The sequence below is a fragment of the Myxococcus sp. AB025B genome (genome assembly GCF_006518215.1).
Lineage (GTDB): Bacteria > Myxococcota > Myxococcia > Myxococcales > Myxococcaceae > Myxococcus > Myxococcus fulvus.
Genome location: NZ_SRLW01000202.1, coordinates 1 through 18,555, shown reverse-complemented (window position 1 = coordinate 18,555; position 18,555 = coordinate 1). Strand labels below are relative to the sequence as shown.

16 protein-coding genes are annotated in these 18,555 nt (G+C 69.8%); 12 read left to right on the top strand and 4 right to left on the bottom strand.

Annotated features, from left to right (window positions below):
* Nucleotides 1–146: 146 nt before the first annotated feature.
* The 7 genes from FL311_RS28540 to FL311_RS28510 all read left to right on the top strand — a co-directional run bounded on the left by FL311_RS28540 (nt 147) and on the right by FL311_RS28510 (nt 7,094).
* Nucleotides 147–1,286, top strand: coding sequence for a Re/Si-specific NAD(P)(+) transhydrogenase subunit alpha (locus FL311_RS28540; RefSeq protein WP_141329939.1), 1,140 nt, complete (start codon nt 147–149; stop codon nt 1,284–1,286).
* Between the two features lies 1 nt (nt 1,287).
* Nucleotides 1,288–1,581: an NAD(P) transhydrogenase subunit alpha gene (locus FL311_RS28535; protein ID WP_046713014.1), complete on the top strand. Its 294-nt coding sequence runs from the start codon at nt 1,288–1,290 to the stop codon at nt 1,579–1,581.
* Nucleotides 1,578–2,993: an NAD(P)(+) transhydrogenase (Re/Si-specific) subunit beta gene (locus tag FL311_RS28530; protein ID WP_141329933.1), complete on the top strand. Its 1,416-nt coding sequence runs from the start codon at nt 1,578–1,580 to the stop codon at nt 2,991–2,993. The genes FL311_RS28535 and FL311_RS28530 overlap by 4 nt, the downstream gene beginning before the upstream one ends.
* A 13-nt stretch (nt 2,994–3,006) precedes the next feature.
* A complete protein-coding gene (locus FL311_RS28525; protein WP_141329931.1) occupies nt 3,007–3,267 on the top strand; it encodes a hypothetical protein in 261 nt (86 codons plus the stop codon).
* Between the two features lie 212 nt (nt 3,268–3,479).
* Nucleotides 3,480–5,228 (top strand): GYF domain-containing protein, encoded by a 1,749-nt coding sequence (locus tag FL311_RS28520; RefSeq protein WP_141329929.1) that lies wholly within the window; start codon nt 3,480–3,482, stop codon nt 5,226–5,228.
* Nucleotides 5,229–5,252: 24 nt separating this feature from the next.
* Nucleotides 5,253–5,591 (top strand): DUF1330 domain-containing protein, encoded by a 339-nt coding sequence (locus FL311_RS28515; RefSeq protein ID WP_141329927.1) that lies wholly within the window; start codon nt 5,253–5,255, stop codon nt 5,589–5,591.
* Between the two features lie 93 nt (nt 5,592–5,684).
* Nucleotides 5,685–7,094, top strand: coding sequence for a S28 family serine protease (locus FL311_RS28510; protein ID WP_141329925.1), 1,410 nt, complete (start codon nt 5,685–5,687; stop codon nt 7,092–7,094).
* Here the strand turns inward: FL311_RS28510 and FL311_RS28505 are convergent.
* The 4 genes from FL311_RS28505 to polX all read right to left on the bottom strand — a co-directional run bounded on the left by FL311_RS28505 (nt 7,091) and on the right by polX (nt 12,586).
* Nucleotides 7,091–9,187 carry a M4 family metallopeptidase gene (locus tag FL311_RS28505; RefSeq protein ID WP_141329923.1) on the bottom strand — a complete coding sequence of 699 codons (2,097 nt, stop codon included), beginning with the start codon at nt 9,185–9,187 and terminating at the stop codon, nt 7,091–7,093. The genes FL311_RS28510 and FL311_RS28505 overlap by 4 nt on opposite strands.
* Before the next feature lie 288 nt (nt 9,188–9,475).
* Nucleotides 9,476–10,204 carry a myxosortase MrtX gene (gene mrtX / locus FL311_RS28500; RefSeq protein WP_141329921.1) on the bottom strand — a complete coding sequence of 243 codons (729 nt, stop codon included), beginning with the start codon at nt 10,202–10,204 and terminating at the stop codon, nt 9,476–9,478.
* The gene (locus FL311_RS28495; RefSeq protein WP_141329919.1) at nt 10,201–10,824 is read right to left on the bottom strand and encodes a serine protease; all 624 of its coding nucleotides are present in this window, start codon (nt 10,822–10,824) and stop codon (nt 10,201–10,203) included. The genes mrtX and FL311_RS28495 overlap by 4 nt, the downstream gene beginning before the upstream one ends.
* Before the next feature lie 19 nt (nt 10,825–10,843).
* The gene (gene polX, locus FL311_RS28490) at nt 10,844–12,586 is read right to left on the bottom strand and encodes a DNA polymerase/3'-5' exonuclease PolX (protein ID WP_141329917.1); all 1,743 of its coding nucleotides are present in this window, start codon (nt 12,584–12,586) and stop codon (nt 10,844–10,846) included.
* A 78-nt stretch (nt 12,587–12,664) separates the two neighbouring features.
* Between polX and FL311_RS28485 the strand changes: the two genes are divergently transcribed.
* From FL311_RS28485 to FL311_RS28465, 5 genes are all read left to right on the top strand, one after another.
* The gene (locus FL311_RS28485) at nt 12,665–12,982 is read left to right on the top strand and encodes a Rieske 2Fe-2S domain-containing protein (protein WP_141329915.1); all 318 of its coding nucleotides are present in this window, start codon (nt 12,665–12,667) and stop codon (nt 12,980–12,982) included.
* Between the two features lie 320 nt (nt 12,983–13,302).
* Nucleotides 13,303–13,770 (top strand): molybdenum cofactor biosynthesis protein B, encoded by a 468-nt coding sequence (locus FL311_RS28480; RefSeq protein ID WP_141329913.1) that lies wholly within the window; start codon nt 13,303–13,305, stop codon nt 13,768–13,770.
* A gap of 177 nt (nt 13,771–13,947) precedes the next feature.
* Complete coding sequence (locus FL311_RS28475) at nt 13,948–15,993, top strand: M28 family peptidase (RefSeq protein ID WP_141329911.1); 2,046 nt, start codon at nt 13,948–13,950, stop codon at nt 15,991–15,993.
* Nucleotides 15,994–16,122: 129 nt separating this feature from the next.
* The gene (locus tag FL311_RS28470; RefSeq protein ID WP_194869401.1) at nt 16,123–17,103 is read left to right on the top strand and encodes a TIGR02757 family protein; all 981 of its coding nucleotides are present in this window, start codon (nt 16,123–16,125) and stop codon (nt 17,101–17,103) included.
* Between the two features lie 94 nt (nt 17,104–17,197).
* Nucleotides 17,198–18,555 (top strand): nitrogen regulation protein NR(II) (locus FL311_RS28465; RefSeq protein ID WP_194869400.1); only part of this gene is annotated, 1,358 nt, incomplete at its 3' end.

Sequence of the window (18,555 nt, the reverse complement as noted above, 5' to 3'; positions counted from 1 at the left end):
GGGTGGGGCTCGGGGGTATCCACTAGGACGGGAGCAATGGCTTGCATTGCCAACAGTCGTGACGCGGCCGAGCTTGACTGGGATTGCCAACAAGCTTGCGTGGCTGGGATTGAATCGGGTGGAGCGGATGGGCTTTGCTGCCCCGCATGATCATCGCCATCCCCCGTGAAACGGCGCCGGGCGAAAGGCGGGTCGCGCTCGTGGCGGAGAGCGTGAAACGCCTCGTCGGCAGGAAGCACGAAGTGGTGGTCGAGAGCGGTGCGGGCCTGGGCGCGGAGTGCTCCGACGAGGAGCTCCACGCGGCGGGCGCTCGCATCGAGCCGAGCACCGACGCGCTGTATGCGAAAGCGGAGGTGCTGCTCAAGGTCCAGCCGCCGGATGACGCGGAGGTGGAGCGGCTGCGGCCGGACTCGGTGCTGGTGAGCCTGGCCTATCCGCTGGCGAATCCGGCGCTGGCCAGGGCGCTGGCGAAGCGGCGGGTGACGCTGCTGGCGGCGGACATGGTGCCGCGCACGACGCTGGCGCAGATGATGGATGTGCTCAGCTCGCAGGCGACCATCGCGGGGTACCGCGCGGTGGTGCTCGCGGCGGAGGCGCTGCCCCGGCTGTTCCCCATGTTGATGACCGCCGCGGGCACCATTCCTCCCGCGAAGGTGCTGGTGCTGGGGGCGGGCGTCGCCGGCTTGCAGGCCATCGCCACGGCGCGCCGGCTGGGCGCGGTGGTGGAGGCGTACGACGTGCGCAAGGTGGTGAAGGAGCAGGTGGAGAGCCTGGGCGCGCGCTTCGTGAACATCGACATCGAGGACGCCGCGGGCTCGGGCGGCTACGCGAAGGAGCTGGGCGAGGAGGCCCGACGCAAGCAGGCGGAGGTGCTCGCCCAGCACGTGGCGAAGTCGGACGCGGTCATCACCACGGCGCAGATTCCCGGACGGCGCGCGCCGGTGCTGCTGCCCGCGGACATGGTGCGGCGGATGAAGAGCGGCTCGGTGGTGGTGGACATCGCCGCGGAGCAGGGCGGCAACTGCGAGCTGACGCGGGTGGGGGAGCGCTATCGCACGGACTTCGGCGTCACCATCGTCGGTGAGCGGAACCTGCCCAGCCAGCTCTCCGTGCATGCCAGCGCCATGTACTCGCGCAACATGGAGAAGCTGCTCGCGCACGTCACCGACAAGGACAACGTGCTGAAGCTGGAGGTCTCGGATGAAATCGTGAAGGGCATGCTCATCACTCGCGGCGGCGAGGTGGTCCACCCCGCCGTGGCGGATGTGGCGATGAGGGAGGGCTGACATGTCATTGACGCTGATCTTCGGCCTGTATGTCTTCTTCCTGGCGGCCTTCACCGGCTACCAGGTCATCTCCAAGGTCCCGCACCTGCTGCACACGCCGCTGATGGCCTTCACCAACGCCATCTCCGGCATCTCCCTGGTGGGCTCGTTGCTGGCGGCCGGCGGGCACTACGGCACGGTGTCCACGGTGCTCGGCGCGGTGGCGGTGCTGGCGGCCACCATCAACGTGGTGGGCGGCTTCCTCATCACCGACCGCATGCTGCGCATGTTCAAGAAGAAGGGCGGCGCGCGATGACCCTCTCGCTCACCGAGACGTTCGTCCAGTTGCTGTACCTGCTCGCCTCCATCCTCTTCGTGATGGGCCTGAAGGATTTGGGCGACGCGCAGACGGCCCGGCGGGGCGTGTTCCTGGCGGAAGTGGGCATGGTGGCCGCGGTGGCCGGCACGCTGCTGTACGGCGTGGGCGTGACGCACGTCATCGTGCGCTGGGAGTGGATTGTCGCGGCGCTGCTCATCGGCTCGGCGGTGGGCACGGGCATGGGCCTGTGGATTCCCATGACGAAGATGCCCGAGCGCATCGCGCTCTCGCATGCCTTCGGTGGACTCGCGGTGGGACTGGTGGGCGTCGTCGAGTACCTCCAGCACGGCGGCCCCCAGATGACCACGCTCCAGATCTCGGCCACGGGTCTGGAGGTGGCGCTCGGCGCACTGACCTTCACCGGGAGCTTGATGGCGTTCGGCAAGCTGCAGGGCTTCATCACCGGGCGGCCCGTCACCTATCCGGGGCAGAACCTCTCCAACCTGCTGATGATTCTGGGCACGCTGGGGCTGATTGGCCTGCTCGTGTATTCGCCGGGCTCGGCGTGGGCTTTCTATCTGGTGGCCGCCCTGGGCGTGCTGCTGGGCGTGTTGCTGGTGCTGCCCATCGGCGGCGCGGACATGCCGGTGGTCATCTGCTTGCTCAACTCGTACGCGGGCCTCGCGGCGGCGGCCACGGGCTTCGCGCTGGGCAACAACGTGCTCATCATCTGCGGCGCGCTGGACGGCTTCTCCGGCTTCCTGTTGGGCATGATGATGTCCAAGGCGATGAACCGCTCGTTCTCCAACGTGCTCTTCGGCGCGTTCGGCGCGGTGCCGGAGGCGAAGGCCGTGACGGAGGGCGCCCAGCCCTCGGGCCCCGCGCCCAACGTGGGCAGCGTGGAGGAGGCCGCGGAGGTGCTGCGCGCCGCGCGCTCCGTCATCGTCGTGCCGGGCTATGGCATGGCCGTGTCGCAGGCGCAGCACGCGGTGCGGGACCTGGCCAACGTCCTCCAGGCCAACGGCTGTGACGTGCGCTACGCCATCCACCCGGTGGCGGGCCGCATGCCGGGCCACATGAACGTGCTCCTGGCGGAAGCCAACGTGCCGTACGACCACCTGTTCGACCTGGACGTCATCAACGACGACTTCACCGCCACGGACGTCGCGCTGGTGGTGGGCGCCAACGACGTCGTCAACCCGGCTGCGCGCAGCAACCAGAGCAGCCCCATCTACGGCATGCCCATCCTCTCCGCGGACCTGGCGAAGACGTGTGTCGTGCTCAAGCGCTCGCTCAACGCGGGCTTCGCCGGCATCGAGAACGAGCTCTTCGTCCGCTCCAACACGATGATGGTGCTGGGGGACGCGAAGAAGACGCTGATGCAGTTCACCTCCGCGCTCAAGGAGTAGCTGGAAAGGGGACATGCCCCTTCCGCGCGAAGCGACCTCGGACGACGCCGCGCTCCTCGCCCGCCTGCTGCGCGAGTCGTTCGAGGAGTACCGGGGGCGGCTGGAGCCACCCTCCAGCGCCCACGGCAAGACGGAGGCGGCGGTCCGCCGAGAGCTGAAGGACCACCACGTCTGGTATGGCCGGCTGGGCTACCAGCTCCTCTCCCAAGGCACCCACCCCGGCTTCCCCGTGCCTACCTTCCTCGTCCTGGAGAAGCACCTCTGGGTCGAGTGAGACTGGAGGTCTTCCGCCGCATGCGTGGGGAGATGTGCGGTGGTGTGTCTCGTGATTCGGCGTGAGAATGGAGATTTCCGCCCCATCTCCTTCTTGAGTGTGGACCCTGGCCACCTTCGCGCAGAGACTCCCCGTTGACGAAATCGCGCGTCGGCATTCCATTGTTGGGGTTCTGATGGCGTCGGGGCGTGGTGGAAGCAAGGAGCTGGCGAATGATCGGCGATTCACGGGACGGTAAGTCCCAGCCGGATGAAGCAACCGCGGGCCCCCACGAGCCAGACGGCGGAGGCACCCCTGTGTTCGGCGGGGTGTCCGAGGCGGAGCTCGACGTCTTCGTCAACAAGCTGCGCACGGACAAGAACCCCCGCGTGGCGGCGGCCAACGCGCGCGCCCGCAACGACGTGAACGAGGAGCGGCTGCACAAGGGTGTGCGTCGCTCGCTCGTGTCCTCCGTGCTGGTGGAGGAGGACCCCACGCCCACGCCGCCCATCGCGGCGAACCACGCCTGGTTCCTCGCCCTGGGCGCCCAGCCCTCGGGCCCCTTCGACGCGGAGGCCCTCAAGGAGCCCTGGGCGCGCGGCGAGCTGCGGCCGGAGACGCTGTGCTGGCGCGCGGGCTTCCAGGCCTGGGTGCCGGTGAGCCAGGTGCCGGAGCTGGTCGAAGCGCTGATGCCGGCGACGCAGGAGCTCAGCGCGGCCCTGGACGCCGCCCTGACGGAGCTGCCAGGCTCGCCTGGGCTCGCGGCCGTGAGCGAGGCGGATGTCTCGGGCATTCCCTCGTGGGCCGTCGTGGCGTCACCCTCCGCGCCGAGTGCTCCCGCTCCCGCCGCTTCGGTGCCGGTGGACCCGGTGGGCGCCCACTCGGTGCTGGCCGAGGTGACGGCCGCCACCGAGCAGGTCGAGGCGAAGTGGAGGCTGGGTGGCTGGTGGTTCACGCTGGCCGGCGGCGTCGCCGGAGGCGTCACCGTGGCCATCGTCATGGGCCTGTTCGGCTCGGGTGTCGGGGCCTCGCAGCTGCTGTCGCGCTTCAACCTGCCCGCGTTCATGAAGTCCGAGCCGCCCGCGGCGCCCGCTCCGGCCCCGCTGGCTCCGGCCGCGCCCGCCGTGACTCCGGCTCCGATGGCACCGGTGCCGACCGAGCTCTCCGTGGCGCCCGTCCTCGTCGAGACGCCTCGCGAAGTCGCGGCGAAGCCTCCCGCGCCCGCCGTGGCCGACGCGCTCCCGCGCTCGGCGGTGGGTGCGCCCGGCGGTGGCGCCGTGATTCCAGCCGGAGGCGCCGTCGCGACGTCGAGCGCGCCCTCGCGTCCCTCGCTCACGGGAGTCGTCACCGTGGAGCGGGGTGGCTCGGTGCCCGTGGTGCCCGCGTCGGGTGGCGGGCTCGCGGCAGAGGTGAGCGGCATCTCTCGCACGTCGCGCCAGGAGCGGGACATGGAGTCCGCGCCGCCCGTGTCGCCGAGCTCCCGCGCCGCCGACGTGAAGCTGTCCTCCCGGTCCACCGCGCCCGCGCCCACGCCCGCCGAGGCGCCCGCGGCGGCGGAGGATGACTTCGGGGACCTGGAGAGCGACCTGGGACCGGACGCGGCCTATGCGCGCGAGCTGTCGGGCCCGGCGTCGGGGCCGCGCAAGCGTGAGCCGCCGCCGTCCGTCTACATTCCGCCGGTGGCGCCCATCCAGAACCCGCGCCTGTCGCTCACCCAGTCGGATGTCTTCGAGGTCGTGCTCGCCAAGAAGAGCGAGGTCACCGCGTGCGCGAACGTGAAGCCGCGCCCGGTGGACGAGGGCACGCGCGTCGTCGTGCGCTGGTCCATCCTCCCCAGCGGCGAGGTGTCCGAGGTCGTCACCGAGACGGCGTCACTGCGGGGCACGTCGTTCGCTCGCTGCATCGAGGCCAAGGTCCGTGCGTGGGACTTCCCCAGGCACCAGGAGCAGGGGGGGGCCGTGCGGTTCCCGTTCGTGTTCTGAAAGCCCACCGACAGGAGAGCGCCCATGCCTGCCTACGTCGTCGTCGAAATCGCGGTGCATGACGTGCAGACGTATGAGCGCTACCGGCAGCTGGCGCCGCCCTCCATCGCCCGGTACGGCGGGCGCTACCTGGTCCGGGGTGGGGCGACGGAGGCGCTCGAGGGGACGTGGCAGCCGCCGCGCTTCGTCATCCTCGAGTTCCCCAACGTCGAGCAGGCCCGCTCCTGGTGGTCCTCGCCCGAGTACGCCGCCGCGAAGGCGCTGCGCCACGCGAGCGCCCACACGATGATGTTGTTGATGGATGGCCTGCCGCGCGACGAGGGCCTCCCCGTGGTCGCCGGCGTCTCCACGCTGGCGCCCTGAGCGGGCCCTTGCGCCGAATCGGAGTAGCCTCCACGCCCGAGCCCGTCCCGCGCGTCGTCCCGGCGCGAGCGGAGCGGTGCGAACTGGAGCGTCATGTCCGCCGAGCCTGTCCTGCGTCGTGGGCTTCTTGCCCTCGCTCTCACCGCCTGTCTGTCCTGGGCTTGTGATGACGGAGACCCCGTCGTCGAGGAGGACATCCTCGCGCGCCTGTCCGCCATCCCCGGCCTGACGGTGCGCGAGGAGGCCCTGGACGCGCAGTTCCCCGCGTCGGCCCGCTTCTTCGTCATGGAGTTCGAGCAGCCCGCGGACCACACCCGCCCGGACGGCCCGCGCTTCCGCCAGCGCATGACGCTGCTGCATGTCTCCAGCGACCGCCCCATGGTGCTCTACGCGGGCGGCTACTTCGTCTCGCTCCAGGCCTCGCGGCGCGAACCCACGCAGCTGCTCGACGCCAACCAGCTCTCGCTGGAGCACCGCTTCTTCGGCCCCAGCCGCCCGTCGCCCGCGGACTGGAGCCTGCTCACCATCAAGCAGTCCGCGGATGACTTCCACCGCGTCGTCCAGGCCTTCAAGCCGCTGTATCCCCGGAAGTGGATCTCCACCGGCGCCAGCAAGGGGGGCGAGACGATGGTGTTCTTCCGGCGCTTCTACCCGGACGACGTGGACGGGACGGTGGCGTACGTGGCGCCGCTCGCCCGCTACGACGACGCGCGCTTCGTCGCCTTCCAGGAGTCCGTCGGCACCGCGGAGTGCCGTGAGCGATTGAAGGCCTTCCAGCGCGCGGCCCTCGGCCGGCGCGAGGCGATGCTGGCGCTGATGGAGACGCGCGCCCGGGAGCGGCAGCTCGCCTTCACGCACCTGGGCCTGGAGCGCGCCTTCGAGCACGCCCTCATCGAGCACTATTTCTACTTCTGGCAGTACGACAGCCTCTCGCGCTGCGACACCGTGCCCCCGGCGACCGGCAGCGACACCGCGCTCATGGACGAGCTGGACGGGCGCGTGGGGCTCGCCTTCTTCTCCGACGCGGACGTGGACGCCTACGGGCCCTACTATTACCAGGCCGCCGCGGAGCTGGGTTTCCCCCGGCCCTTCGAGTCACACCTGGCGGACCTGCTGCGCTTCCCGGGCACCGACGTGCCGGCGTCGTACCTGCCCCAGGGCGTGACGGCCACCTTCGTGGAGAACGCCATGCCGGACATCCAGGACTGGGTCTCTCGCGAGGGTGAGCGCTTGATGTTCATCTACGGCGGGCAGGACCCGTGGACGGCGGCGGCCTACGCGCTGGGCGGCGCGCGCGAGTCCGCGCTGTACTCGGTGGCCTCCGGCAACCACGGCGCGCGCATCTCCCAGCTGCCCGTCGCCGAACGCGACGAGGCCCAGGCACTCCTTCGCCAGTGGGCTGGCGCGGAGTCCCGGGCCTCGGGACTGCAATCTCAATCCTGGCGACTGGAGCCGGAGGGCGAGGAGTTCGGTCCCCGTCCTCCCGGCTCGCGTCAGCGCTAGTTCACGCCGACGGCGGTCCAGCTCTCCTTCACCTTCGCCACCTCGGTGGAGTCCGCGCCGTACAGGTCCGTGGCCGCCTGGACGGTGGCGGCGCGGGCCTGGGCGAACGTGGTGTTCGGCGTCATGTAGTGGGCCAGGGCGCGGTAGTAGATCTTCAGGCCCTTGTCCATGCCGATGCCGTCCTTGACCTCGATCTGCGAGGTGCGGTTCGTGCCGCCGTTGGCCAGCAGGTAGAACGCGTTGTTCGCGATGCCGCTGGAGCCGTGGACCTCCGTCTGCTTCGGGTAGTCCTTGTAGTTGTCGATGGAGTAGTTGTCCCGCTTCGGGTCGTCCATGTAGCGCAGGCCGTCCTCGGAGTCGCCGTTCGTCGGCGTCCAGGCCGTCTCGCCCACCGTCCAGTTGAACTTCACGGCCGGGTTCTTCGTGGACGCGTACCACTCCACGCCCGCGCCCATGATGTCGCTGAACGCCTCGTTCAGACCACCGGACTCGTTGCGGTAGATGAGGCCGGCGGTGCGCTCCGTCAGGCCGTGGGCGATCTCGTGGCCGGCGATGTCCAGCGCGGTGAGCGGGCCGGACGTCTTGCCGTCGCCGTCGCCGTAGCTCATCTTCGTGCCGTCCCAGAACGCGTTCACGTAGTTGGTGCGCACGTGGACGAAGGAGTTGAGCGCCTCGCCCGCGCCGTCGATGGAGTCACGGCCGAGGACCTCCTTGAGGAAGTCGTACGTCATCGCCGCGCCGTAGTGCGCGTCCACGCCCGCCTTGGTGCGCTGGCCGTCGGTGGCCTCGCCCCAGACGTCGTTGTCGTCCGTCAGCTGCGTCTTGCCCGACGCCGTCGACTTGTTCATCGCGTCGTAGGTGTTCACGCCCTTGCCGCGCGTGCTGTCCTCGAGCGTGTACGTCCCGTCCGGCTGCTGCTTGGTGTCCAGCGCCACCTTGCCGCTGTACAGCGACGTGTCGTCCGCCTTGCTGCCGGGCTCGGGGGGCACTTCCTTCGGGGTGATGCTGATGCCCCAGCCGTTGAGCGTGCCCGTGTCGCGCTTGGCCTTGTCCTCGACCGTCAGCGTCCACTCGCCCTTGGCCGACTCACCGGCGAAGTCGCTCAGGTCGAACGTGCCCTTCACGTCGTCCGCGCTGCCACCGGCGCGGTTGTGCACCACCGCGCTCTTGCCCGAGGGGCTGGTCAGCGTGACCTTCAGGTCGCCCTTGAACGTGTGGGCGATGTCCAGGTCCAGCTTCAGGCTCTCGATGGTGCCGTCCTGGTCCACCTTGACCTTGGACGTCACGGTGCTGTTGTCGGCGATCTCCGCCTTGGTGGTGTTCGTCGCGGAGATCTGCCCGGCCGACACGCCCGCCTTCGGCAGGCCCTTGTTGGAGCCGTAGAAGCCGCCGATCTCGTTGTACGACTCGAAGATCTTCCCGGTGTTCGCATCCACCAGGTAGTTCATCTTGCGGGGGCGGTCCTGGCCCTCGATCTGCGACATCTGCACGCGGTAGGCGGAGTGATACTCACCGGCCTTGTCCTGGTAGATGACGCGCTCGGCGTGCGGCTGCTTGTCCGGCTTCGCGCCGAACTCCTTGCGCGCGATGTCGATGGCGGACTGGGTGTTCAGCTTGGGCAGCTCCTTGCCCAGGCCCTCGGGGACCACGGACTGCTCGCCGGTGACGCTCGTCACCTTGCCGTCCTTGTCCAGGTGCGTGATGACCTGCTCGCCGAAGACCTTCACGCCCTCGTGAACGCGGTCCAGACGCACGTGCGTCATGCCCAGCGCGTCCTTCTCCACGTTGGCGGCCGCGAACGCGGGCTGTTGCGCCATCAGCGTCTGCGCGCCCTTGAGCGGGTTGAGGTGGCTGAGCGAGGTCTGCACGGCCTTCTGCGCCTCGGGGCTCTGCAGCGCCAGGCGGCCCGGGCCGGCGGGGACCTGCGTCAGCGTCTTCTCCGCGCGGGCCAGGTCCGTCGTGCGCGCCGCGGGGCCGAAGCCGTCCTTGGTCTGCAGCGGGGTGCTGGCCGCCTTCGCGGTGTTCTTGGGCTGGGTCTCGGTGGTCGCGGGGCGAACGCTGACGGGCTTGGTGTCGACTCGGCGGATGGTCATTTCAAAGCTCATTCACAGCGGGGGATGCGAGAATTGTCGCACCCACGTCACATGGAGTTGCCGCCCACCCTGCTGCGACGCGCCATTTCGGGTTTGTCGGCTTGTTTCAGCCCGTGTTTCAGTGTTTTCAAGCAGTTTTGAGGACACGGAGTGTTGGCCGTCACTCTGGGGGTATGAGCCCACCCGGGCGGGTTTCCGGACCGCGAAGCCGAATTAACCGTGAATTATCCCAGGATTTTTCCAGCCTCACCGGCATGGAAAGGGGTTCTTCCGGGGCTTCGGGGTGGATCAGGGCCCGCCGAAGAAGGACGCCTCGAGCACGCGCACGAAGAGGTTGCAGGCGGCGTGGAAGAGGGCGGCGCCGACGACGGTGCCGGTGCGCTCGCGCATCCAGCCGAACAGCAGGGCGGGGAAGAAGACCGACAGCCGCCAGGTCTGGAAGATGGCCAGGTGGCCCAGGGCGAAGAGCAGGGCGGTCACCCAGAAGGCGGGCCCCAGCCGGGCGCCGAGGAACTTGCGGCCCTGGGGCCAGGCGTCGCGCAGGCGCGCCTGCAGGTAGCCCCGGTAGAAGAACTCCTCGGGCAGGGCCACGACGAAGAGCTGATCCACCACCCACTCGCCGAAGCGCGGTGGCAGCCGGAGGCGGAAGTGGACCTCGCCGCCCAGGGGCGTGAGGTGTCGCGCGAGTGACTCGGGCAGGTGGGGCAGCACCTCCACGAAGCCGGCGAACGCGAGGAAGAACAGCGGGCCCACCAGCGCTGAGACCTTGAGGAACAACACCAGGTCTTCGCGCCACGCGCGGGCGGACAGGCCGTAGTCGCGGTAGTCCTCGTCCCGCCAGCGCATGGGGATGAGGGGCAGGTAGAGGAAGCCCACCGTGGCCACCAGCTTGGGGATGCTGGTGCCGCCGAAGGCGAGGAACGAGGCGATGATGCCCGCGAAGCCCAGGGCCCACAGGCCCACGGCTTCCTGCACGGCGCTGGGGCGCCAGTAAGTCGCCACCGACTGCTGGGTCATGGTCCGTCCGCGGAGGCGAGCGTCACCTTCACCTCGCCCATGGGCAGCACCCTGCAGCCGCGCCGGGTGCGCTGCACCACCACCGCCACCAGCCTGCCGTCCCCGTCGAACACGGGGCTGCCGGGCGGAAGGGCGAGGGGCACGTCATAGAAGGGCGCCGGCGCGCGCGACACCTGGGCCGCCGTCGGCTTCGAGGGACGGCCCCGGGTGCCGGGCACCACGCCCACCACCCAGCGGCCCTCCAGGCTGTCGCCGTCCTTGAGCAGCCGCACCGCCACCGCGGGGTACGCGCCATCCGGCGCCGCGACGACGGCGACCTTCAGCGCGCCGTTGGCGAGCAGGACGCGCGCCGGCAGGGCCTGGCCCGCGTGCTCCACGGTGGCGACCTGGAGGCCGACATACTCCTCGCCCACGGGCTCCACGGAGGTGAGAACCTGCCCAGCGGCGCCCACGATGACGCCGTGGCCGGTGCGCTGGGGGCCGGTGACCTTCACCACGGAGCGGGTGTGCTGCTCCAGCACGCGCTGGAGGTCCGCGCGTGAGGGGCGCGCCTTGTCCGCCGCGAGGGCGGGCAGGGCGAGGAGACACAGTGAGAGGACGAGCGGGGACAGGCGGGACATCGGCGCGCCAGGCAGCCTATCACCGCCCGGCGCGCAGCGCGGTGAGGAAGCGCTCGGCGCTCTGGGTGTTGAGCACGTCCTGCTTGCGGGCCCAGCCCCTCCGGGCGGTGGCGACCCCGAAGGCCAGGTTGGCCAGGTCCTCGCGGCGGTGCGCGTCGCAGCTCACCACCAGCTTCACGCCCAGCTGCACCGCCTTGCGGACATACTCGGCCTTGATGTCCAGCCGCGCGGGCTTGCCGTTGATCTCCACCGCGACGCCGCGCCGGGCGGCGTGCTCGAGCACCTCGTCCATGCGCAGGGGATAGGGCTCGCGGCTCTGGAGCAGCCGGCCGGTGGGGTGCCCGAGGATGTGCAGGTGCGGATTGTCCAGCGCGGTGAGGACCCGCTTCGTCATCTGGTCCTCGTCCATGGAGTGGCGCACGTGGATGGAGGCGATGACCACCTCCAGCTTCTCGAGCACCTTGTCGTCGTAGTCGAGCGCGCCGGACTCGAGGATGTCCACCTCGATGCCCTTGAGCAGGCGCACGCCGGGGACGGCGGCGTTGACGCGGTCGATCTCCTCCCACTGCCGCTCCAGCGCCTCCACCTTGAGGCCGCCCGCGTAGATGGCCGCCTCGCTGTGCTCGGTAATCGTGAGGTACTTCAGCCCCAGGGCCTTGGCCGCGAGCGCCATCTCCTCGAGCGTGTTGCGGCCGTCGGACCAGGTGGAGTGGGCGTGCACGGCGCCTTGCAGGTCCTCCATCGTCACCAGGTCCGTGGGCAGCTTTCCGGCGCGCGCGGCCTCCACCTCGCCGTTGTCCTCGCGCAGCTCCGGCGGGACGAACTGCATGTCGAGCAGCGCGTAGAGCGCAGCCTCGTCCGCGACGGGCAGCTTGGTGCCGTCGTCGCGGTGCACGCCCCACTCGGAGATCTTCATGCCGCGCTCGTGGCCCAGGTTGCGCAGGCGGATGTGGTGGGCCTTGGAGCCGGTGAAGTGGTGCAGGGCGGTGGCGAAGTCCTCGTCGGGGAGCACGCGCAGGTCCACCTGGAGGTCGCCGGCCTCCATGCGCACGGAGCACTTGCTGTCGCCCTTGCCAATCAAGGTGGCCACGCCGGGCGAGGTCGCGAGCGCGTCCAGCACGGGGCCGGCCTCCGCGGCGGAGGCGATGATGTCCACGTCCGCCACCGTCTCGGCGCGGCGGCGCACGCTGCCGCCCAGGCTGGCGCGGATGACCCCGGGGGAGGCTCGCACGCGCGCCAGGAGCGCCTCCGCGATGGGGAGCACGTCGCCCAGGAGCTTCCGCTCTCCGCGAGCGCGGCGGTACAGGGTGATGCCCTCGAGGATCTTCGCCTGGCTCTTCTCGCCGAAGCCCTTGAGCTGCTTCACGCGCCCCTCGCGGCAGGCCTGCTCCAGCTCCTCGACGCTCCCGATGCCCAGCTCCTTCCAGAGGGTCGCGACCTTGCGCGGGCCGATGTCCGGCAGCTTCATCAGCTCCAGGAGACCGGGAGGGAACTTCGCCCGCAGCTCCTCGAAGTAGGTCATCCGTCCGGTGGTCACCAGCTCGGTGATCTTCTCGGCGAGCGCGGGGCCGATGCCCGGCAGGCTCTCCAGGCGGCCCTCGGCGACGAGGACCCCCAGCTCCTGGGTGAGGCCGAGGATGCGGTCGGCCCCCATGTCGTAGGCACGGGAGCGGAAGCCGTTCTCGCCCTGGAGCTGGAGCAGCAGGGAGATGTCCCGGAGGACCTGGGCAACGGTGGCTTTGTCGACGATGGGCGGGGTCACGTCAGAGGTCACCTGGAAGAAGGTAATGCCCGGGGAACGGGGGTGCAGCTTGCTTCTCGTTGTGGGAAAAGGGCGGCGATGACGAAGATCAAGCTCGGACCGGCGGACTTCGCCGAGAGGGAAATGCGCGGCTACGAAGTCGGCAAGCGCAATGTCTGCATCGCGAAGATTCACGGCCGTTACAAGGGCCTTGATGACTGGTGCAACCACGCGGGCTGTTTGCTGTCGGGCGGACGCATCGAGGACAACATGGTGGTCTGCCCCTGCCATGAGGTCGGCTTCGACATGGACACGGGGAGGAACGAGACCTCGCCCGGGGTCTGTGACGACCAGCCGACAGTGAGCGTCGAGGTCCAGGACGGCGCCCTCGTCGTCGAGCTTCCCGACAACACCTGACGTGCCCCCGGCACCGGAGTCACCTCCTCATGGCACACGACGACCATGACCACGGCGGCACGCCGCCCTCGCATCGGCACGAGCACCGCCACGAACATCCCCACACCCATGAGGATGGCGTGGTGCATTCCCATGAACACGCGCATGAGCATGAACACGCGCATGAGCATGGGAAGGACCCCGCGCATGACCACCGACACGGTCATGACCCCGCGCACTCGCATGACCATGGGCACTCGCATGACCACGGCCATTCGCACGACCACAGTCACGAGCACGGTGCGGCAAGCGTCTCGCACGAGCACAAGTCGCGTGCGCCCGTGCATGTCAGCACCTTCGTGGTGACCTGCTCCGACAGCCGCGATGCCTCACGTGACGCGAGTGGCCGGGTGCTGCGCGAGGGCCTCGAGTCCGCGGGCCACGGCGTCGCCGGCTACGTCGTCGTGAAGGACGACCCGGAGGCCATCCGGAAGGCGGTGACCGAGGCGCAGTCGGTGGGCGCTCGGGCCATCCTCTTCACCGGGGGCACTGGCATCGGTCGACGCGACACCACGGTGGAGACGCTGCGAGGCCTGTTCGAGAAGGAGCTCCCCGGCTTCGGTGAGCTGTTCCGCATGCTCTCGTACAATCAGATTGGCAGCCCGGCCATGATGTCGCGCGCGACCGCCGGCACGTATCAGGGGATGATCATCTTCGCCCTGCCGGGCTCGCCGCAGGCCGTACGACTCGCGCTGGAGGCGCTCATCCTCCCCGAGCTGGGCCACGCCGTACGGGAGCTGACCCGGTAACGAGCGCGCGGGATTTTCACCGCGTGAGAGTTATCGCGGCTTTCCCTTAGTGTTGGGGCCTTGAGGATTGACCCACGGGAAATGTTTACGCAGAGTATACGGAATTCGCTGCTCTGTCGCGAATAGGTCCCGTTGGTCGTCCCTTCAAAGTTGACCCTCCCGGAGAGGAGGAGCCCCATGCATATGAAACGACTGGGTTCGTTGGCGTTGATGCTTGGCTGTGTCTCGGCGTACGCGAAGGCGCCGGAGCGCGAGGTGTGGATCACCCTCGGCGCGGATGCCGTCACGGAGGTGAACGCTGCGTTCATCGTCGCTGGAGCGCGGATTCCGGCGCTGGCGGGGCGCAAGGGCGACGTCGTCGCGATGAAGCTGCCCGAGTCGCGCATCGACCTCGTCTCCGAGGTGATGCACGAGAAGCTCAAGCGCTGCGGCGGCTTCCTCTACCACGAGACAGAGGCGGACGCGCTCGCGGAGCTGTCCGTCGAAGGCGCGCCCGCGCTGGCCCCCTCGCTGGCGGTGACGTACTCGCTGGACAAGGCCCCGGTGGTCAACACGCTCATCGGCGGCATGGCCGCGACGAACATCCACGCCAACATCGAGTACCTCTCGACGCAGTTCCCCACGCGTTACTACACGTCCACCTCGGGTGTGCAGGCGGCGCAGTGGATCCGCAACCTGTGGGCCGGCTACGCCGGTTCGCGCCTGTACGACGCCGTCTCGAACCCGCAGGGCGACGTCACCGCGGAGCTCTTCACCCACGCGGCGTGGGCGCAGCCGTCCGTCATCCTGACCATCAAGGGCTCGGAGCAGGTGCCGGCGGGGCAGGAGGAGATCGTCGTCCTCGGCGGCCACCTGGACTCCACCAACCTGTCGGGCTCCGCGGCGCCCGGCGCGGATGACAACGCCTCCGGCATCTCCACGCTCTCCGAGGTCATCCGCGTGGCCATGGCCTCCAACTACAAGCCGCTGCGCACGGTGAAGTTCATGGGCTACGCCGCCGAGGAGGTGGGGCTGCGCGGCTCCAAGGAGATCGCCGACAAGGCCAAGAACGAGGGCACCAAGGTCGTCGGCGTCCTCCAGCTCGACATGACGAACTACAAGGGCTCCGTGCCCGACGTCGTGCTGATGACGGACTTCACCAACTCGGCGCAGAACGCGTTCATCGGCAACCTCATCTCCACCTACGTCGGCGTGCCGCAGGCCACCTCGTCCTGCGGCTACGGCTGCTCGGACCACGCGTCCTGGAACGCGGCGGGCTTCGCGGCCTCCATCCCGTTCGAGGCGATGATGGGGCAGCACAACAGCACCATCCACACCGCGAACGACACCCTCGCGGTGAGCAACAACAACGCGAACCACGCGCTCAAGTTCGCCAAGGTCGCGGGCGCGTACATGGTGGAGCTGGCGAAGGGCACCGCCACGCTGTCCGACCCCGTGGCGCCCACCGTGGCCCTCACCGCTCCGACGACGGGCACCACCGTGTCCGGCACGGTCACCGCCTCCGCGACCGCGCAGGACAACCAGGGCATCAGCCGCGTGGAGTTCCTGGTGGACGGCGCCGTCGTCGGCACCGCCACCTCGTCCCCGTACTCCATCGCGTGGAACACCGCCGTCATCGCCAATGGCAGCCACGCCGTCGTCGCCCGGGCCTATGACCTCATCGGCAACACGACCGACAGTGCTCCCGTCACGGTGACGACCAGCAACTCCTCCGGCAACGCCATCTACGACCCGGTGCTGCGCGTCCCGCGCTGCGCGAACGTGTCCAACATGTGTGACTCCACCACGCTGCTCGTCGGCCGCGCGAGCCTGGGGCCCGAGGCGAACGGCCCCAACACCGTCAACAACTCGTGCTCGGACGGCGTCAACGGCTTCTTCCACGTCGATGAGTCGAATGACCGCATCAAGGTCTCCACCGTCAGCGGCAACCCCTTCGCCGCCGGTGAGACGGTGCTCATCGAGGCCACGGTGTACGCGCTCGCCGCGCGTCCCGACAAGCTGGACCTCTTCCACGCACCGGACGCCAACAACCCGGTGTGGACGAAGATCACCACCATCGCTCCGCCGGCGGGTGGTCAGCACACGCTGTCGGCGACCTTCACGCTGCCCGCGGGCGCCAACCAGGTCGTGCGCGCGCACTTCCGCAAGCAGGGCAGCGCCACGCCGTGCACCACGGGTGCCTACGACGACCACGACGACATCGTGTTCGCAGTGAGCCCGTAGTCATCGCGTAGGATGCCCTCTTGAGCCTCCTCCCGAAGCCGAGGAGGAGGCTCGGGACTCCCGGGTCCGGATGGGCTCGGGAAGCGTGGGCGGCGGGCCGCCGTTCCAGGAACATTTGGGAGCCCCGACGTGACACGCCGCTCGAAGACGCACCCCGGCCTGAGCCCTCGGGCGGTGCAGCACCTGCGCCCCCGGCTCGACGCCGTGCTGGCCTCCACGGATGCCCGCGCCCGCATCGGGTTCGACCCGGTGGAGTTCCCGCACCGCTACCAGGACGCTCGCGACATCGAGGTCTCCGCGCTGCTCGCCGCCTGTCTGGCCTACGGGCGCGCGGACCTGTTCCGCCCCAAGGTGGACTCACTCTTGAAGCAGATGGGCCCTTCGCCCGCGGACTTCGTGCGGAAGCTGGACGTCGCCGGCGCCAAGGCCCTGCTGACGGGCTTCGTGTACCGCTTCAACGTGGGCACGGACCTGGCGGTGCTGCTGCTCGGCATGGGCCAGGCGCTGCGGGAGCACGGCAGCCTGGAGTCGCTGTTCGTGAGGGGACTTGCGGCCGAGGGCTCGCTGCACGGCGGCTTGAGCGCCTTCACCACGGCGTTGCGCCGCATCCCCATGGAGCCCTTGAGAACGGCGATGGGGCCCGAGCGGGGGCTTCATCACCTGTTGCCCTCGCCATTGGGGCCGGGCGCGGCCAAGCGGTTGAACCTGTTCCTGCGGTGGATGGTGCGCGGCCCGGACACGGTGGACTTCGGCATCTGGAAGCGGGTGTCCGCGTCCTCGCTGCTGATTCCGTTGGACACGCACATCGGCCGCATCGCCGGACACCTGGGCCTGACGCGTCGCACGGACCTGACGTGGCGGACGGCGGAGGAGGTGACGGCGTCGTTGCGGGCGTTGGATGTGGCCGACCCCGTCCGCTACGACTTCGCGCTCTGCCACTATGGAATGAGTGGCGCGTGTCCGGCCCGGCCGCTCCCGGAGAACTGCGAGCGGTGTCCGCTCCTGCCTGCCTGCCATGTCGGGCCGGATGTGGTGGCGGAGGCGACCCGACGGGTCCCCAGTGCCTCGCGGCCCAAGGGCCGCACAATGTCCGGTGGGGAACGTCGTTGATTCCTGCATGAGGGAACGCTGCAATCCGGCCGGGTGTCTGCGTGTGAATTCCACGGGGACATCGGGGCCTGCCCGGGCCGAGGAGCGTGATGCAGTGCTCGCGACACTGGTGTCGGTGCCTCCGGCGGTGGGGGAAGCGGTGGAGCGCGGCCTGCGCGCGTCGGGGGCGAGCCCGTCCTGCCATGTGTTGAGCGTGACGGGGGCCGATGTCATCGCCGCTCCAGTGGAGGAGGGGCTGCTGGTGGCGTGGGATGCGGGAGGGCCGCTGGACGTCCTGCTCGAGGACGTGCGCCGCCTGCATGCGCTGCGCGTGGTGGCCCGCACGCACCTGGTGGTGCTCACCTCGCGAGACGACGCGCAGACCGAGGCGCTGGCGGAGGCGGGCGCGGACGAGTGCGTGGCCTCGGTGGGCTCGGGCTGGGGCGCGCGGGTGATGGCGCTGCGTCGACGGCTGGCGTTGGAGACGGAGGCGCATGACGTCCGCGCCCTGCGCCGCGCCAACACGTTCCTTCGCAGCGCGCTGGACGCGGTGCCGGAGCCGCTCTTCGTCAAGGACCGACAGCACCGCTGGGTGGCGGTCAACCACGCCTTCTGCCGCGTCATGGGCCATCCGGCGGAGGCGCTGCTGGGCCGCTCCGACCACGAGTTCGTCGCCGCGCACGAGGCGGACAGCTTCTGGCGCAACGACGAGCGGGTCTTCCTCACGGGTGTCCCCGACGAGAGCGAGGAGACGCTCACCGACAGGACGGGGCTGGCCCGCGTCCTGATGACGAAGAAGGCCGCGTTCGACGGCGCCGGGGAGAACTTCCTCGTCTGCATCATCCGGGACATCACGGACCAGAAGCGCCTGGAGTCACAGCTGCTGCTCGCCGAGCGCATGGCGTCGGTGGGCACGCTGGCCGCGGGCGTGGCGCACGAAATCAACAACCCGCTGGCCTATGTGAGCTCCAACCTCGCGTACGTGCGGGACCTGCTCGCGCTGCCGGAGCTGTCCGCGGAGCAGCTGCCGGAGCTGCGGGAGGTGGTGGCGGAGGCGCTCGACGGCGCGGGCCGTGTCTGCGCCATCGTCCGGGACCTGCGCACGTTCGCCCGGGGCGACGAGGAGCGACACGGTCCGGTGGACGTGGTGCGGGCGGTGGAGGGCGCGCTGCGGCTGGTGCGCAACGAGCTGACGCACCGCGCGCGCATGGTGTGCACCCTGGAGCGCGTGCCGCCCGTGCACGGCAACGAGGTGCGGTTGGGACAGGTGGTGCTCAACCTGCTGGTCAACGCGCTCCAGTCGTTGCCCGAGCGGCCGGCCGAGGAGAACCGCGTGCGTGTCAGCCTGCGCACCGGACGCGCGGGGCAGGTGGAGCTGGAGGTCAGCGACAACGGGCACGGCATGGCGCCGGAGGTGCAACGCCGCATCTTCGACCCGTTCTTCACCACGCGGCCGGTGGGGGAGGGCACGGG

Coding starts and splice junctions, on each gene's coding strand:
- FL311_RS28510 (WP_141329925.1), top strand. CDS start 5,685: ATGTCCGCCGAGCCTGTCCTGCGTCGTGGGCTTCTTGCCCTCGCTCTC.
- FL311_RS28520 (WP_141329929.1), top strand. CDS start 3,480: ATGATCGGCGATTCACGGGACGGTAAGTCCCAGCCGGATGAAGCAACC.
- FL311_RS28540 (WP_141329939.1), top strand. CDS start 147: ATGATCATCGCCATCCCCCGTGAAACGGCGCCGGGCGAAAGGCGGGTC.
- FL311_RS28530 (WP_141329933.1), top strand. CDS start 1,578: ATGACCCTCTCGCTCACCGAGACGTTCGTCCAGTTGCTGTACCTGCTC.
- FL311_RS28525 (WP_141329931.1), top strand. CDS start 3,007: ATGCCCCTTCCGCGCGAAGCGACCTCGGACGACGCCGCGCTCCTCGCC.
- mrtX (WP_141329921.1), bottom strand. CDS start 10,204: ATGACCCAGCAGTCGGTGGCGACTTACTGGCGCCCCAGCGCCGTGCAG.
- FL311_RS28505 (WP_141329923.1), bottom strand. CDS start 9,187: ATGACCATCCGCCGAGTCGACACCAAGCCCGTCAGCGTTCGCCCCGCG.
- FL311_RS28515 (WP_141329927.1), top strand. CDS start 5,253: ATGCCTGCCTACGTCGTCGTCGAAATCGCGGTGCATGACGTGCAGACG.
- FL311_RS28495 (WP_141329919.1), bottom strand. CDS start 10,824: ATGTCCCGCCTGTCCCCGCTCGTCCTCTCACTGTGTCTCCTCGCCCTG.
- FL311_RS28485 (WP_141329915.1), top strand. CDS start 12,665: ATGACGAAGATCAAGCTCGGACCGGCGGACTTCGCCGAGAGGGAAATG.
- FL311_RS28475 (WP_141329911.1), top strand. CDS start 13,948: ATGCATATGAAACGACTGGGTTCGTTGGCGTTGATGCTTGGCTGTGTC.
- FL311_RS28535 (WP_046713014.1), top strand. CDS start 1,288: ATGTCATTGACGCTGATCTTCGGCCTGTATGTCTTCTTCCTGGCGGCC.